Origin of the sequence: Aquimarina macrocephali JAMB N27 (assembly GCF_000520995.1) — a bacterium.
GTDB lineage: Bacteria > Bacteroidota > Bacteroidia > Flavobacteriales > Flavobacteriaceae > Aquimarina > Aquimarina macrocephali.
In genome coordinates, this window is record NZ_JACA01000036.1 from 56,901 (window position 1) to 71,202 (window position 14,302).

Annotated in this window: 11 protein-coding genes; 10 read left to right on the forward strand and 1 reads right to left on the reverse strand. The window is 34.2% G+C overall.

Annotated elements, in window-relative coordinates; all coding sequences use genetic code 11:
* The first annotated feature begins 69 nt into the window (after positions 1-69).
* The 8 genes from Z054_RS0119485 (at position 70) to Z054_RS0119520 (ending at position 10,596) form a co-directional block, all read left to right on the forward strand.
* Entirely contained in the window at positions 70-858 is a 789-nt protein-coding gene (locus Z054_RS0119485) for a hypothetical protein (RefSeq protein WP_024771718.1), read from the forward strand.
* Between the two features lie 108 nt (positions 859-966).
* Positions 967-3,468, forward strand: coding sequence for a type I DNA topoisomerase (gene topA / locus Z054_RS0119490; protein ID WP_024771719.1), 2,502 nt, complete (start codon positions 967-969; stop codon positions 3,466-3,468).
* An 8-nt stretch (positions 3,469-3,476) separates the two neighbouring features.
* Entirely contained in the window at positions 3,477-4,640 is a 1,164-nt protein-coding gene (locus tag Z054_RS0119495) for a formimidoylglutamase (RefSeq protein ID WP_024771720.1), read from the forward strand.
* Positions 4,641-4,750: 110 nt separating this feature from the next.
* Positions 4,751-6,124, forward strand: a complete 1,374-nt coding sequence (porK, locus tag Z054_RS0119500; RefSeq protein ID WP_024771721.1) for a T9SS ring complex lipoprotein PorK/GldK — start codon at positions 4,751-4,753, stop codon at positions 6,122-6,124.
* A gap of 80 nt (positions 6,125-6,204) precedes the next feature.
* Positions 6,205-6,831 carry a type IX secretion system motor protein PorL/GldL gene (gene porL, locus Z054_RS0119505; RefSeq protein ID WP_024771722.1) on the forward strand — a complete coding sequence of 209 codons (627 nt, stop codon included), beginning with the start codon at positions 6,205-6,207 and terminating at the stop codon, positions 6,829-6,831.
* Between the two features lie 52 nt (positions 6,832-6,883).
* The gene (gene porM, locus Z054_RS0119510; protein WP_024771723.1) at positions 6,884-8,431 is read left to right on the forward strand and encodes a type IX secretion system motor protein PorM/GldM; all 1,548 of its coding nucleotides are present in this window, start codon (positions 6,884-6,886) and stop codon (positions 8,429-8,431) included.
* Between the two features lie 19 nt (positions 8,432-8,450).
* Positions 8,451-9,341 (forward strand): type IX secretion system ring subunit PorN/GldN, encoded by an 891-nt coding sequence (gene porN / locus Z054_RS0119515; RefSeq protein WP_024771724.1) that lies wholly within the window; start codon positions 8,451-8,453, stop codon positions 9,339-9,341.
* A 208-nt stretch (positions 9,342-9,549) separates the two neighbouring features.
* The gene (locus Z054_RS0119520; RefSeq protein WP_024771725.1) at positions 9,550-10,596 is read left to right on the forward strand and encodes an NAD(P)/FAD-dependent oxidoreductase; all 1,047 of its coding nucleotides are present in this window, start codon (positions 9,550-9,552) and stop codon (positions 10,594-10,596) included.
* Here Z054_RS0119520 and Z054_RS0119525 read toward each other — a convergent pair.
* Positions 10,591-10,977: a DUF983 domain-containing protein gene (locus tag Z054_RS0119525; RefSeq protein WP_024771726.1), complete on the reverse strand. Its 387-nt coding sequence runs from the start codon at positions 10,975-10,977 to the stop codon at positions 10,591-10,593. The two genes, Z054_RS0119520 and Z054_RS0119525, sit on opposite strands and share 6 nt — an antisense overlap.
* A gap of 57 nt (positions 10,978-11,034) precedes the next feature.
* Here Z054_RS0119525 and Z054_RS0119530 point away from each other — a divergent pair, with 57 nt between their 5' ends.
* Together Z054_RS0119530 and Z054_RS0119535 are read left to right on the forward strand one after the other, a co-directional pair.
* Positions 11,035-12,957, forward strand: coding sequence for an ABC-F family ATP-binding cassette domain-containing protein (locus Z054_RS0119530; RefSeq protein WP_024771727.1), 1,923 nt, complete (start codon positions 11,035-11,037; stop codon positions 12,955-12,957).
* 176 nt (positions 12,958-13,133) lie between these two features.
* Positions 13,134-14,300: an efflux RND transporter periplasmic adaptor subunit gene (locus Z054_RS0119535; RefSeq protein WP_024771728.1), complete on the forward strand. Its 1,167-nt coding sequence runs from the start codon at positions 13,134-13,136 to the stop codon at positions 14,298-14,300.
* The last annotated feature ends 2 nt before the right edge of the window (positions 14,301-14,302 follow it).

A 14,302-nucleotide genomic window follows, 5' to 3' on the forward strand; every position in this document is an offset into this window, starting at 1 on the left:
CAAAGTGGCAGAGGTTTATTTTCTAAAAAATCTATATTTGATAACTTTCAACCCATAAATGTAGATGTAATGACAAATAAACTCTTTGAGAAAATAGAAAACAGTAAGCCTTTGGATTTTGGTGATATTTTTAATAAAAGTATTGAACTTTTTAAAAAAGTATGGCTTCAGGGATTTGTACACTTGCTTATTTCTATATTGATTATGCTTCCTTTATTTTTTGTGATGTATATTCCTATTATTGCTCTTGCAGGTTTATCAGGATTCGAAAGTAGTTATGGAGGATATGGTGACTACGGGTATCCTAGTGAAGAACTATCTGTAGGTTTAATGTTTTTGTTTATTATATTGGTTTTGGTTATAACGATGATTGCTTCTGCACTTCAATTTGGGATTACAGCACATTTTTATAGGGTCTGTAAACAGGTAGATTTAGGTTTACCAGAGACATCTTCATATTTTATGTTTCTTAAGGGGAAATATTTAGGAAAAGTGTTTGCATTGGCAATAGCAACATTTGGAATAGCGATTTTGGCTGCAATGCTATGCTACCTTCCGATTTTTTATGTAATGGTTCCTTTACAATTATTAGGAGTGATATTTGCCTTTCATCCCGAGTATAGCGCTTCAGATCTTATAAAAGCTAGCTTTAAACTGGGTAATAAAATTTGGGGTATTTCATTCGGCTTAATAATAGTAGCATCTATTTTATCTCAACTAGTTGGGATGGTATTATGCTTTGTAGGGATATTTTTTACAGCCTCTTTTGTTTTTATGCCAATCTACTTTATATATAAGGATGCATTAGGTTTTGAAGATGACGAATTTGAAAACAAAGAAACATTATTTGTAAAATAAAAAATAAGAAACCTGCTGATTGGCAGGTTTTTTTTAAACTAATTTTTTTGATAAAGAATCTTGATATCAAAAAATTGATATACTTTTGTCGTCAGAAATTAAAGGACTATGGCTAAGAATTTAGTGATTGTGGAGTCGCCTGCTAAGGCCAAAACAATAGAGAAGTTTCTTGGAAAAGATTATACAGTTGCATCCAGTTTTGGACATATTGCAGATTTACCTTCCAAAGAATTAGGGGTTGATGTTGAAGGGGATTTTAAACCCAAATATATCGTCTCCAAAGATAAGAAGGATGTCGTAAAAAAGCTGAAAGATCTTTCTAAGAATGCTGATATGGTATGGCTAGCAAGTGATGAGGACCGAGAGGGAGAGGCTATTGCGTGGCACCTTGCAGAGACTCTTAAATTAGATAAAGATAGAACGCGTCGTATCGTTTTTCATGAGATTACTAAAAATGCTATTCTTAAAGCGATAGAGAATCCTCGTTCTATAGATTATAACCTTGTAAATGCACAACAGGCCAGACGTGTTTTGGACCGTTTGGTTGGATATGAGTTGTCTCCCGTATTATGGAGAAAAGTAAAAGGAGGGCTATCTGCAGGAAGAGTACAATCAGTTTCAGTACGATTGATAGTAGAACGAGAGCGTGATATTTTAGGTTTTAAACCAGAAGCTTCATATAGGATTGATGCAGAGTTTTCTAATCAAGCAGGTAAATCTTTTAAAGCTAAGCTTCCTAAAAATTTTAAAACAAAAGAAGAGGCAGAGACATTTTTGAAGAAGAACCTTGGAGCATCGTTTAAGGTTGCAGATCTTTCTACAAAACCAGCAAAAAAATCACCAGCTCCGCCATTTACAACATCAACTTTGCAACAGGAAGCCTCGAGAAAATTGTACTTCTCTGTGAGTAAAACGATGACGATGGCTCAACGATTGTATGAAGCAGGTTTGATTACATATATGAGAACAGATAGTGTTAACCTATCTACAGAAGCTCAAAATGGTGCAAAGGCAGAAATTGATTCGGCCTACGGTAATGAGTATAGTAATCCAAGGCAATATAAAGGAAAATCTAAAGGAGCACAAGAGGCTCACGAAGCGATACGCCCTACAGACTTTTCAAGGCATAGTGTAAATGTTGATTATGATCAACAGCGTTTATATGAATTGATTTGGAAACGAGCTATTGCTTCGCAAATGAGTGATGCCAGATTAGAAAGAACTAATGTAAGGATTGATGCTAATACACATAAAGAGCAATTTACAGCCAATGGTGAGGTTATAAAGTTTGAAGGCTTTCTGAAAGTATATTTAGAAGGTAATGATGACGAGGATGAAGAGCAAGAAGGAATCCTTCCCGCAATGAAAGTACAAGAAAGCTTGTTTAATAATTATATTTCTGCAACAGAAAGATTTACAAGAGCACCAGGACGATATACAGAAGCCTCATTGGTTAAAAAGCTAGAAGAACTAGGAATAGGAAGACCATCAACATATGCTCCTACGATTTCTACAATTCAAAATAGGAATTATGTAGAAAAAGGATCTAAAGAAGGAGAGGTTCGTAATTATATTCAGATGATTCTTTCGGGAGATTCTGTCAATGAGAAAAAACTATCTGAGAAAGTTGGTAGTGATAAAGGAAAATTAATTCCAACCGATGTAGGAATGGTAGTAAATGATTTTCTGGTAAATCATTTTGCTTCAATTCTTGATTATAATTTTACAGCAAAAGTAGAGCAGGATTTTGATGAAATAGCAGAAGGGCAGGAAGATTGGACCCATGTGATGAGAGAGTTTTATCAAGAGTTTCACCCAAGAGTAGAAGATGTGTCACAGAATGCAGAACGAGAAGTGGGAGAGCGTATTCTGGGAGAAGATCCAACTACTGGTAAAGTGGTTAGTGTGCGATTAGGTAAATTTGGACCAATGGTTCAGATTGGTACTGTTGATGATGAGGATAAGCCAAAATTTGCTAGTTTGCTTCCTGGTCAGACATTAGGTGGTGTTACTTTTGAAGAAGCAATGGATTTGTTTCAGTTGCCAAAAGAACTTGGTGAATATAAAGGAGAAACTATTGTAGTTAATAATGGTCGTTTTGGACCTTATGTGCGTTTTGGAGAAAAATTTGTTTCCTTAGAAAAAGGAGAAGATCCATTAAATACTTCTTTGGATAGAGCTATCGAGTTGATCGATGCTAAAGAAAAAGCAGATGCTCCAATATATGTATATGAAGACCTTCCTGTTCAAAAAGGTAAAGGCCGATTCGGTCCCTTTATTAAGTGGAACGGAATGTTTATCAATGTAAATAAGAAGTATGATTTTGATAATCTATCTGATGATGATGTTGTGTCACTTATAGAGGAAAAGAAACAAAAAGAAATTGATAAGGTTATTCATAATTGGGAAGAAGAAGGAATTCGGGTTGAAAAAGCCAGATGGGGTCGCAGTAATATTATAAAAGGCAAAGTTAAAATTGAACTACCTAAGACTGTTGATGCTTCAAAATTAACGCTGGATAAAGTAAAAGATCTTATAGAGAAAAATGCTCCCAAGAAAAAAACTGCAGCAAAAAAGAAAACTACAAAAAAGACCACTAAAAAGAAATAAACCAATATATGTCTTTCGAATTTCTTGTACCGGTTAGTGATTTAGTTGCCGCGCATACTAAGTTGCTTTCTGAACATGCATTAGGAAATCAAATTAAAATTCATACAACAGCTGATGGAGTACCGGATCTGGAAAAAATAGATGTCGCTATTCTCGGTATTCGAGAAAATAGGAATGACATTAATTTTTTAGGTGAAAGCCTAAGTTTTGATACTATTCGTAAATCATTATACGAGCTTTATCCCGGAAACTGGGGCACTAACATGGTAGATCTTGGAGATATTGCTCCAGGTAACGAAGTTAGTGATACTTACTATTTAGTGCAAGAGGTATTATCTGCATTACTTGTAAAAAATATTATCCCCATCATTATAGGAGGTAGTCAAGATCTGGTCTATGCACAATATAGATCCTTCGATATTTTAGAGCGAATGGTAAATTTGGTTAATGTGGATAGTAAATTTGATTTAGGAAATTCTTCTAAACCTATTGCTAATACTTCGTTTGTAGGTAAGATTATTGTAGAACAACCGTATAATTTATTTAACTATAGTAATATAGGCTATCAAACGTATTTTAATACTCAAGAAGAAATAGATCTGATCGAAAAATTATATTTTGATGCTTATCGTTTGGGAGAAGTTATTTCAGATGTAACTATTGTGGAGCCCATTATGCGAGATGCAGATATTGTTTCTGTAGATTTAGGAGTTGTGAATTCTACAAGTTTAAGCGGTCATACTGCTTCTCCTAATGGTTTTGATGGCCGCGAAATTTGTGCGATTTCGAGATATGCAGGGATTAGTGATAAGGTAAAAAGTTTTGGGATTTATGAATTTAAAAATTTCAAAAACGAAGAAACGGCCTCTTTATTGATCGCTCAGATGATCTGGTATTTTGTAGAAGGGATCAATTACAGATCTAACGAAGTTAATATTAAAAATTTAAAAACTACACTACATTATAATGTGCCAATAGAAGACGAAATTTTGTCTTTTTATAAGAGTATTATGACCGGAAGATGGTGGATAGAAATACCATTTATTTCGTCTGGTAATAATAAATTGAAAAGACATACGTTATTACCTTGCACGTACAACGATTATGAGCGAGCTTGTAATCAAGAAATACCTGAAAGATGGTATAAGGCAAAACAAAAAAACGAAGTTTAACATTTTTATTAGGTCGATTTAAGGTTTTTTTTAGAAAAAAATTGTTTTTCTGGAAATAAATAAATAGGTTTACGTCCTTAAATCTAGAAGATCTTAACCTAAAACACGTTATGAAGAAATTTGTATCACTCTTTGCTATTTTAGCAATGCTCTACAGTTGTGGTGGTGGAAACCGAGGAGAACTGGTAGGAGCACAAGGAAAAAAATGGCACCCGCAGAAACCATATGGCATGGCCCTCATCCCCGGAGGTTCGTTCATTATGGGTAAGTCGGACGATGATAAAGCAGCACTTGCAAACGCCCCTACAAGAATGGTTACGGTTCGTTCTTTCTACATGGATGAAACCGAAATCACCAATAGCGAGTATAGACAATTTGTAACTTGGGTTCGCGATTCTGTTATTAGAATGAGACTTGCGATAATGGCCGATGAATTAGGCAAAACCCCAGGAGATGATGGTATTGGCGAATTTGCATTCCTAGATGCTGATACCGAGAACATGTCTGTCTATGAAAAATATATGTACGATAACTATAGTGGTACAGGAGAAACTGGCTACGAAGGTAGAAGACTTAATAAAGATATGGATATCGAATGGGATGTAGATGATTATCTCGATGAGTTTTATGCCGAAGTTATGGATACTATGTATATTCCTCTTGAAGAATCTTATAATGGTAGACGTACTTTAGATGTAAGTAAATTCGAATTCAGATTTACATGGATGGATATCCAAGCTGCAGCACGTGCTAGAAAAGGTGGAAGAAAAGATTTTGTAAAAGAAGAAGTTATAAAAGTATATCCTGATACTACAGTTTGGATCAAGGATTTTAATTATTCATATAATGAGCCTATGCACAATGATTATTTTTGGCATAGTGCATACGATGACTACCCGGTGGTTGGTGTTTCTTGGGAACAAGCTAGAGCCTTCTGTCGTTGGAGAACTATTGAGAAAAATACCTTTCAAAAGAAAAAAGGTAAAGAATTCGTGAATTACTTCAGACTGCCTACAGAAGCAGAATGGGAGTATGCCGCTAGAGGAGGCCTTGAGTCAGCTACGTATCCATGGGGAGGCCCATATGCGTTAAATGATAGAGGTTGCTTCTTAGCAAACTTTAAGCCTCTTAGAGGAAATTACGCAGCAGATAACTTTTTATATACTGTAGAAGCCAAAACATTCGACCCTAATGATTATAACCTATATAACATGGCCGGTAATGTTTCTGAGTGGGTACAGTCGTCCTATGATCCCGCAGCTTACGAATATGTATCATCAATGAACCCAAATGTCAATGATGATGAAAATAAACGTAAAGTTGTTCGTGGAGGATCCTGGAAAGATGTTGCTTACTTCCTACAGGTAAGTACCAGAGATTACGAATACGCAGATTCTGCGAGGAGTTTTATCGGATTTAGAACAGTTCAGGACTACATGGGTACTGAATCGACTGGAGAAGCTAATACTCAAAATCAAAACTAAGTCCCAAAATTTTCTATCAACTTAATTACTAACCCTTTTTTAAAACTTTAAGATTTAAAAAAAAACAAAACAAATTTATTATGGCAAATTCAAAAGCAAGCAAGAAATTAATGAACATGGTCTACGGTCTGGGAGCAGCCGTTGTAATATTAGGTGCACTTTTTAAAATTATGCACTGGACATTTGGTAACGAAATGCTTATCATTGGTTTGATTACTGAAGCATTAGTATTTACTGTTTCTGCATTCGAACCTGTAGATAGTGATCTAGATTGGTCTCTAGTATATCCTGAATTAGCAGGAGGGAACAAAAAAGATAAAAAAGAGAAAGAAACTCCAGAAGGATTATTATCTCAAAAATTAGATGATATGCTTAAGGAAGCTAGACTTGATACTGGCCTTATGAGTAGTCTTGGTGAAAGTATCCGTAATTTCGAAGGAGCAGCAAGAAACCTTGGTCCTACAACAGATGCTATTGCTGGAACTAAAAAATATAGTGAAGAGATGGCAAGTGCAGCGTCGCATCTTGAGTCTTTAAATAGCTTATATAAAGTTCAGTTAGAATCTTCTTCACGTCAGGCTGAAGCTAATCAAGCTATAGCTGATAATGCATCTAGACTTAAAGATCAGATGGAGAGCCTTACTAGTAACCTTTCTTCTCTTAATGGAGTATATGGTGGTATGTTAACTGCAATGAACAGAAGTTAACATTTTTATTAATCAAAATATAGTATAATAACTACCAAAATCTAAGAAGAATATGGCAGGAGGAAAATTATCCCCAAGGCAGAAGATGATTAACCTGATGTACTTGGTTTTCATCGCGATGATGGCATTAAATATGTCAAAAGAAGTATTAACTGCATTTGGTTTGATGTCAGAAAAATTGACAGAATCAAATGAGTTAGCTACTCAACGAAATACTGGATTTATGGCAGGTCTGGCCGAAAAGGTTTCAGAACAGCCAGAAAAATATACCCCATTAAAAGAAAAAGCAGATCAGATTAGTGTTTTATCTAATGAATTTAATGCATATCTAGATCAACTTAAAGCCGAATTGGTTGACGACCGAGATGATCCTACTGATTATGAAACTATGGATAGACCAGATAGGTTAGATCAAAAGTTTTTTGAAGGTGGTAAAGTTACTGCCGGAGCTCAGGAGTTTTTAGATAAAATTGCAAAGTATAGAGATGGTGTGTCTGCTGCAATCAAAGAAGTAAAAGAAGTTGATGCTTCTGTTGCTGATGATGTGGTTAAAACCTTTTCTACTAGTGATGTAAAAGACAGATCTGGAGTAAATAAAAAATGGTTAAATTATAGTTTTGAAGGATTTCCTTTAGTTGCTTCTTTAACCAAGCTTACTCAAATGCAAGCTGATGTTAAAACAACAGAAAGTAAAGTGCTTTCAGCTTTATTAGCTGGACAGCAAGCTTCTGAACTTTCTTTTAGTAACTATGAAGCAATCGTAGTTGCAGATAAAACTGCATTCTTTAGTGGAGAGAGTTTTAAAGGAAGAATCGTTCTAGGACGTTTTGATGCTACACTTAAACCAACCAAAGTAATGGTTAATGGTAAAGAGCAAACAGAAGTTACAAACGGACAAATCATGTTAGATTTCCCAGCAGGAAATGTTGGAGAAAGAGATGTGGCTGGAGAACTTCAATTTAAAGAAGGAGATTCTACTGTAACAATACCTATTAAGAGTTCATATACTGTTATCCCTAGACCAAATTCTGCTGTAATTTCTGCAGATAAAATGAATGTGGTATATCGTGGAGTTAATAACCCAATGACAATTTCTATTCCTGGTGTACCAGCTGTAAATGCTTCTGCCCCTGGACTAAGAAAAACTGGAGGAGCAGGAAAATATATGATGAATGTTACTGCTGTAAAAGCTCGTGAAGTTAATATCAAAGTTAGTGGTAAACTAGCAAATGGTACTACAGTAAGTGATAGTAAGAAATTTAGAATTAAAGGTATACCAAGACCTGTAGGAACAGTACGTGGTGAAGATGGAGCAATCAAAATGGCAAGAAATGCCTTAGAAATTTCATCTGTAGGTGCGATTCTGCCTGATTTTGACTTTGATATTAAATTAAAAGTTACTGGATTTAAATTTAAAGTAGAAGGACAACCTACAGTAAGTGTTCCTGGAGGTAGGCTTAACGCTAAAGCAAAATCAGCTTTGCGTAAAGCAAAAAGAGGTTCTTCTGTTCAGATTATTGATATAAAAGCGCGGTTGGCTAATAGCTCTGGATATAAGTTGAAAAAAATATCTCCGGTTATTATTGAGTTAACGAATTAAAAAATAAACTTACGTAGTTATGAATTTGAGAAATTTTGTATTAACCGTTTTTGGTCTATTGATTTCTTCTCTTTCTTTCGGACAGGCAAATGTTTTAAATGCCAATAACCCTGATGAGATAGGAAAGAAAACTCAAGAACAGATTTTATATGACAATGATCGTCCTTTAGAGTACGGATATGTAGATAAACGTGACGTATTGTGGGCAAAAACAACTTGGGAAACTATTGACCTTGATGAACGAATAAATTTCCCATTGTACTATCCTATTGATACGTTTAATATTGGTGCTAATCGTCGTTCTTTATATGATGTATTGGTAACAAATATTAAAAACGGAAAAATCAAAAATATTTATTCAGATTCATATTTTACTGAGACACGTACTTTTGAAGATCTTCAATCTACAATGTCTAAAATAGACACTACCGATTTAGGATTTGAGCAATATAATGCAGGAGAACAAGTAGATCCTCAATACATTAATAGAAGAGATATTACTTCTGCAGATATTTCAGAATACAAAATAAGAGGATATTGGTATTTTGATAAAAGACTAGGAGAATTAAGATACAGATTGCTTGGATTAGCACCTGTGGCTCCCGATGTTAACTTTATCGATGATGATGAGCCAGATATGGTTGCATTATTCTGGATATGGTATCCTGATGCTAGAGAAATATTTCATAATGCAATGGCATTTAATAGAAAAAATACATCTATGCCGTTTACGTATGATCATATTCTTAATGCAAGACGCTTTAATTCTGTGATTTACAAAGAAGATAATATTCAAGGTGACCGCGAAATTAAGGATTACGTTATTGATAACGCCTTAATGCAACTACTTGAAAGTGAGAGAATTAAAGAGAGTATCCGAAATTTTGAAATGGATATGTGGAGTTATTAACGACTTTAGTATTCTTCAATAAATAATAGATAAAACGCCCAACTATAGTTGGGCGTTTTGTTATTTTTGAACTATGTTAACATGAGTTCGGAATAATAAAATCATTGTATCTGACGATTTTTTATTAATCAGATTCTTATTTCATACTCACGCTTTATTATTAAGTTATTGACATTGAATATTTTTAATTGCATAAATTGAGAAGTGAATGGTATTAGATTATATTGTTGTAGGATTGGGGTTATCGGGGTTATCTTTTGTAGAAGAATTAGAAAATCATAATAAATCATATGTGATTTATGAAGACTCCTCGCAGAAATCATCAAGAGTAGCAGGAGGTCTGTATAATCCTATAATTTTAAAACGTTTTACCATGGCTTGGCAAGCCTCCGAGCAGATTGAAACGGCAGTCTCTTTTTATAAAAATGTAGAAACCAAACTCAAAAAAACGTTAGTTTTAGAACTCCCAATATTACGTAGGTTTAATGCTGTTGAGGAGCAAAACAATTGGTTTGAAGCTTGTGATAAACCAGTTTTAGGAAAGTTCCTTTCTTCAGAATTAATTCGAAATACGAATACAGCTTTAGATATCCCATTTCAGTATGGAAAAGTAAAACATACGGGAAAGATTAATATTAGCAATATGCTGTCTGCCTATGCAAAAAAACTTAAAGAAAACAATACTCTAAAAGATGAATCTTTTGAGTATGATAAAATAATCATAGAAGAAGATTGTATTAAATATAAAGATGTAAAATGTAGGCATATTGTATTTTCTGAAGGTTTTGGAATAAAAAAGAACCCATTTTTTAATGAGTTACCACTATATGGTAATAAAGGCGAGTATATAATTATTAAATCTAAAGAGCTTAAACTGCAGGAAGCGATAAAATCTTCAATATTTATTATTCCTCTGGGGGATGATTTGTATAAAGTAGGTGCAACGTATAACAATCAGGATACATCTCCAGAAATAACAAGTATTGCCAGAGAAGAATTACAAAAGAAGCTGGAAAAGTTTTTAAAAGCACCCTATGAAGTGATAGATCAGGTAGCGGGGATACGGCCTACAGTAAGAGATCGAAGACCTTTGATAGGGACACATGACAAGTATACTAATATGCATGTTTTAAATGGTATGGGTAGTAGAGGGATACTTTTGGCTCCTACTATGGCAAAGGTATTATACAGCCATATAGAAAATGGAATTTCTTTGGATAAGGAAATAGATTGTAAACGGTATAGTAACTTATGAAGAATGTTCTTCTTTTTTGTAGTGCATAAAAAAGTTAATCCAGATATTTCGGGACAACCTTAAAATAACAGGTAAAAAACCAATCATTGTTCCAGAAATTATAAGAAAAGTCGCGATTAGATCCAGCTTAAAAATGAGGTTGCTAATCACAAAAGCTGCCACTGCAAAAGCAATCCCTACAGGATAACTTACATACATAGCTCCATAAAAAAAAGAAGGTTCTATTTTATATTTGGTGCCACAATGACTACAGCGTTCCTGCATTTTTAACGTTTGACTTAATTTATAAGGATTGGATTCCTTGTACATACTTTCTTCCTGGCATACAGGACAACTACCAGTTATAATACTATAAATTTTTGTTCCTTTTAAGAAGTTCATGAGCGTTTTTATTCTAACGCAAAATTAATCATCTTTGCACAAAATATTCAAAAGCAGATGTTAAACATACATAACTTATCGATTTCGTTTGGAGGGGAGTACCTTTTTGAAGAAATAAGCTTCAGATTAAATGCAGGAGATCGAGTTGGATTGATAGGAAAGAATGGTGCGGGAAAGTCTACCATGCTTAAGATTTTGTCTAAAGAGCAAGAACCAGATTCTGGTCAGATTGCTATGGATAAAGAGGTGAAGATAGGTTTTTTAAAGCAAGATATAGATTTTGTATTAGGGCGTACAGTCTTAGACGAAGCCTATGAAGCGTTTATAGAAATTAAGAAAGCAGAGCGAGATATTGATGCAATCAATGCTCAGCTGGCAGAGCGTACAGATTATGAAAGTGAAAAATACAACCAGCTAATTACCGATTTAAGCGATCTTACACACCATTATGAGATCTTGGGTGGGTATAACTATCAAGGAGAAACAGAAAGAGTTTTACAAGGCCTTGGGTTTGCTCGTGAAGATTTTAATAAGCTTACAGATACGTTCTCTGGTGGATGGCGTATGAGAATCGAACTAGCAAAGTTGTTATTACAGAATAACGATATTTTACTATTAGATGAGCCTACAAACCACTTGGATATAGAATCGATTATCTGGCTAGAGAATTTTTTAAAAAATTATGCAGGAGTAGTAGTTATTGTTTCACATGATAAAATGTTTCTGGATAATGTAACCAACAGAACTATAGAAATCTCTTTGGGACGTATCTATGATTATAACAAACCTTATTCTAAATATTTGGTGCTTCGTAAAGAAATAAGAGAGCAACAACTGGCAACACAAAAGAATCAATCTAAGCAGATAGAACAGACCGAAAAGCTGATCGAGAAGTTTAGAGCCAAAGCTTCTAAAGCTTCTATGGCACAATCTTTAATTAAGAAATTGGATAAGATTGATAGAATAGAAGTAGATGAAGATGATAATGCAGTAATGAATATTAGTTTTCCTATACATGTACAACCAGGAAAAGTAGTTATTGAAGCCGATAGTGTAGGCAAAAGTTATGGTGATAAAGAAATCCTTAAAGATATTGATTTACTGGTAGAGAGAGGGTCTAAAATAGCATTTGTAGGTCAGAATGGCCAGGGTAAATCAACATTGGCTAAGATTATCATTGATGAAATTGCATATACAGGAGAGTTTAAGTTGGGGCATAATGTTCAGATAGGATATTTTGCTCAGAATCAGTCAGAATATCTGGATGGAGAATTAACTGTTCATGACACTATGATTCATGCAGCCGATGAAAAAACGCGAACCAAGGTTCGTGATATGTTAGGATCCTTCTTGTTTAGAGGTGATGAAGTGGATAAAAAGGTAAAAGTACTTTCTGGAGGAGAGAGAAACCGATTAGCACTATGTAAAATGCTCTTACAGCCTTTTAATGTATTGGTGATGGATGAACCAACAAACCACCTGGACATCAAATCTAAAAATGTATTAAAAGAAGCTTTGAAAAATTTTGATGGAACCCTGATTTTGGTATCACATGATAGAGATTTTCTACAAGGATTAAGTAATACCGTTTATGAATTTAAGAATAAAAAGATAAAAGAATATCTCGGAGATATAAATTTCTATTTAGAAGAAAAAAGAATTAATGATCTTAGGGATATAGAAAAGAAAGATAAACAGGAGAAAATAGCTTCTGATACCAAAGAAACGGCAAAGCAATCCTATCAGGATCAGAAAAAAGTGAAATCACTTAGTAATAAGTTGAGTAATATAGAATCTAAAATCAATAAACTCGAAAGAGAAATTAAAGAAATTGATGTAGAACTGGCGATCAATTACGATCAAACTATTGCGCAACCCAACTTTTTTGATAATTATCAAGCAAAAAAAGATCTCCTGTCTTCTCTAATGGAAGATTGGGAAACATTACAAGAAGAAATGGATGCATTAAACGATGTATAACGAGTTGTTTATTTTCTCTTCTAATTTTATTTTTATTATCGTGACTCTATATAGGTAAACCTATTTATAGTGTAAAAATCTCTTGTGTTAACTTTTATGAGTTCTTTAACTGCATTCCAAGGGTGTGGTTGATAGTTTTGTAGCAATTCTACAAAAAGTGTGGTTACAGATATACTATGAGAAAAATTATACTTTCAATCCTTGGGATACTTTTGATTGTGGCAGCTTATTTTGGTGCCAGAACAATAATAGACAGTAAAAAAAGATTTAGACCCAAACCTGCAAAAGTGATAAAAACTGTTTTTGTAGATACGGTAAAAAATAAGACTATTCCTATTAAAATTGCAGCAAATGGTAATTTAACTGCAAAAAGAAGATTAGAACTATACGCCGAGGTTCAGGGGATTTTTAAAGGGGGGACTCACTTATTTAAAACAGGGCAAAAATATCAAAGAGGACAAGCATTGATAAGGATTGATGCATCAGAATATTATGCTAGTGTGCAATCTGCCAAGAGTAATTTATACAATCTGGTAACTTCTATTATGCCGGATTTGCGACTGGATTATCCAGATATTTATGAAAAATGGCAAGGATACCTCAATACTTTTGATATGAGTAAAGCCATACCAAAACTGCCAGAAATTACTTCAGAAAAAGAAAAATATTTTATAACAGGAAGAAATATTTATACCACCTACTACAATGTAAAAAACCTGGAGCAGCGATTGGCAAAATATACCATCTCTGCCCCTTTTAATGGGGTACTTACCGAAGCTCTGGTAACCGAGGGAACTTTAATTCGCCAGGGACAAAAATTAGGAGAGTACATCGATACCAAAGTATATGAAATGCAGGTTGCTATCGGGAAGGAATATGGAGACCTACTTCGTGTTGGTGAATCGGTAGAACTTTCTAACCTTAATAAAACAAGGACATTTACAGGAAAAGTGTCCAGAATTAATAGTAGTGTTAATCAAGCTACCCAGACCATTACAACTTTCATCGAAGTAGCAGATCCTTCTCTTAGAGAAGGTATGTATCTCGAAGCCAATCTTGATGCTAAGAAAGAAGAAAATGCTATCGAAATTGAAAGAGGATTGCTTCAGGAAGGAGATAAAATATTTGTGGTAAGAGATAGTATTCTTGATGTTATAGATGTAAAACCAGTATATTTTTCTGATAAAAAAGTGGTTCTTAAGGGAATTCCTGAAGAGACCATAATTTTATCCAAAAGTGTTCCGGGAGCATATGCAGGAATGCTGATTAAGATCTACCAGGAAAAGAAAGAAAATAATAATGTGCATAGTGATAGCTCTGCTAGTACAGCTAAAAAACAATAGTG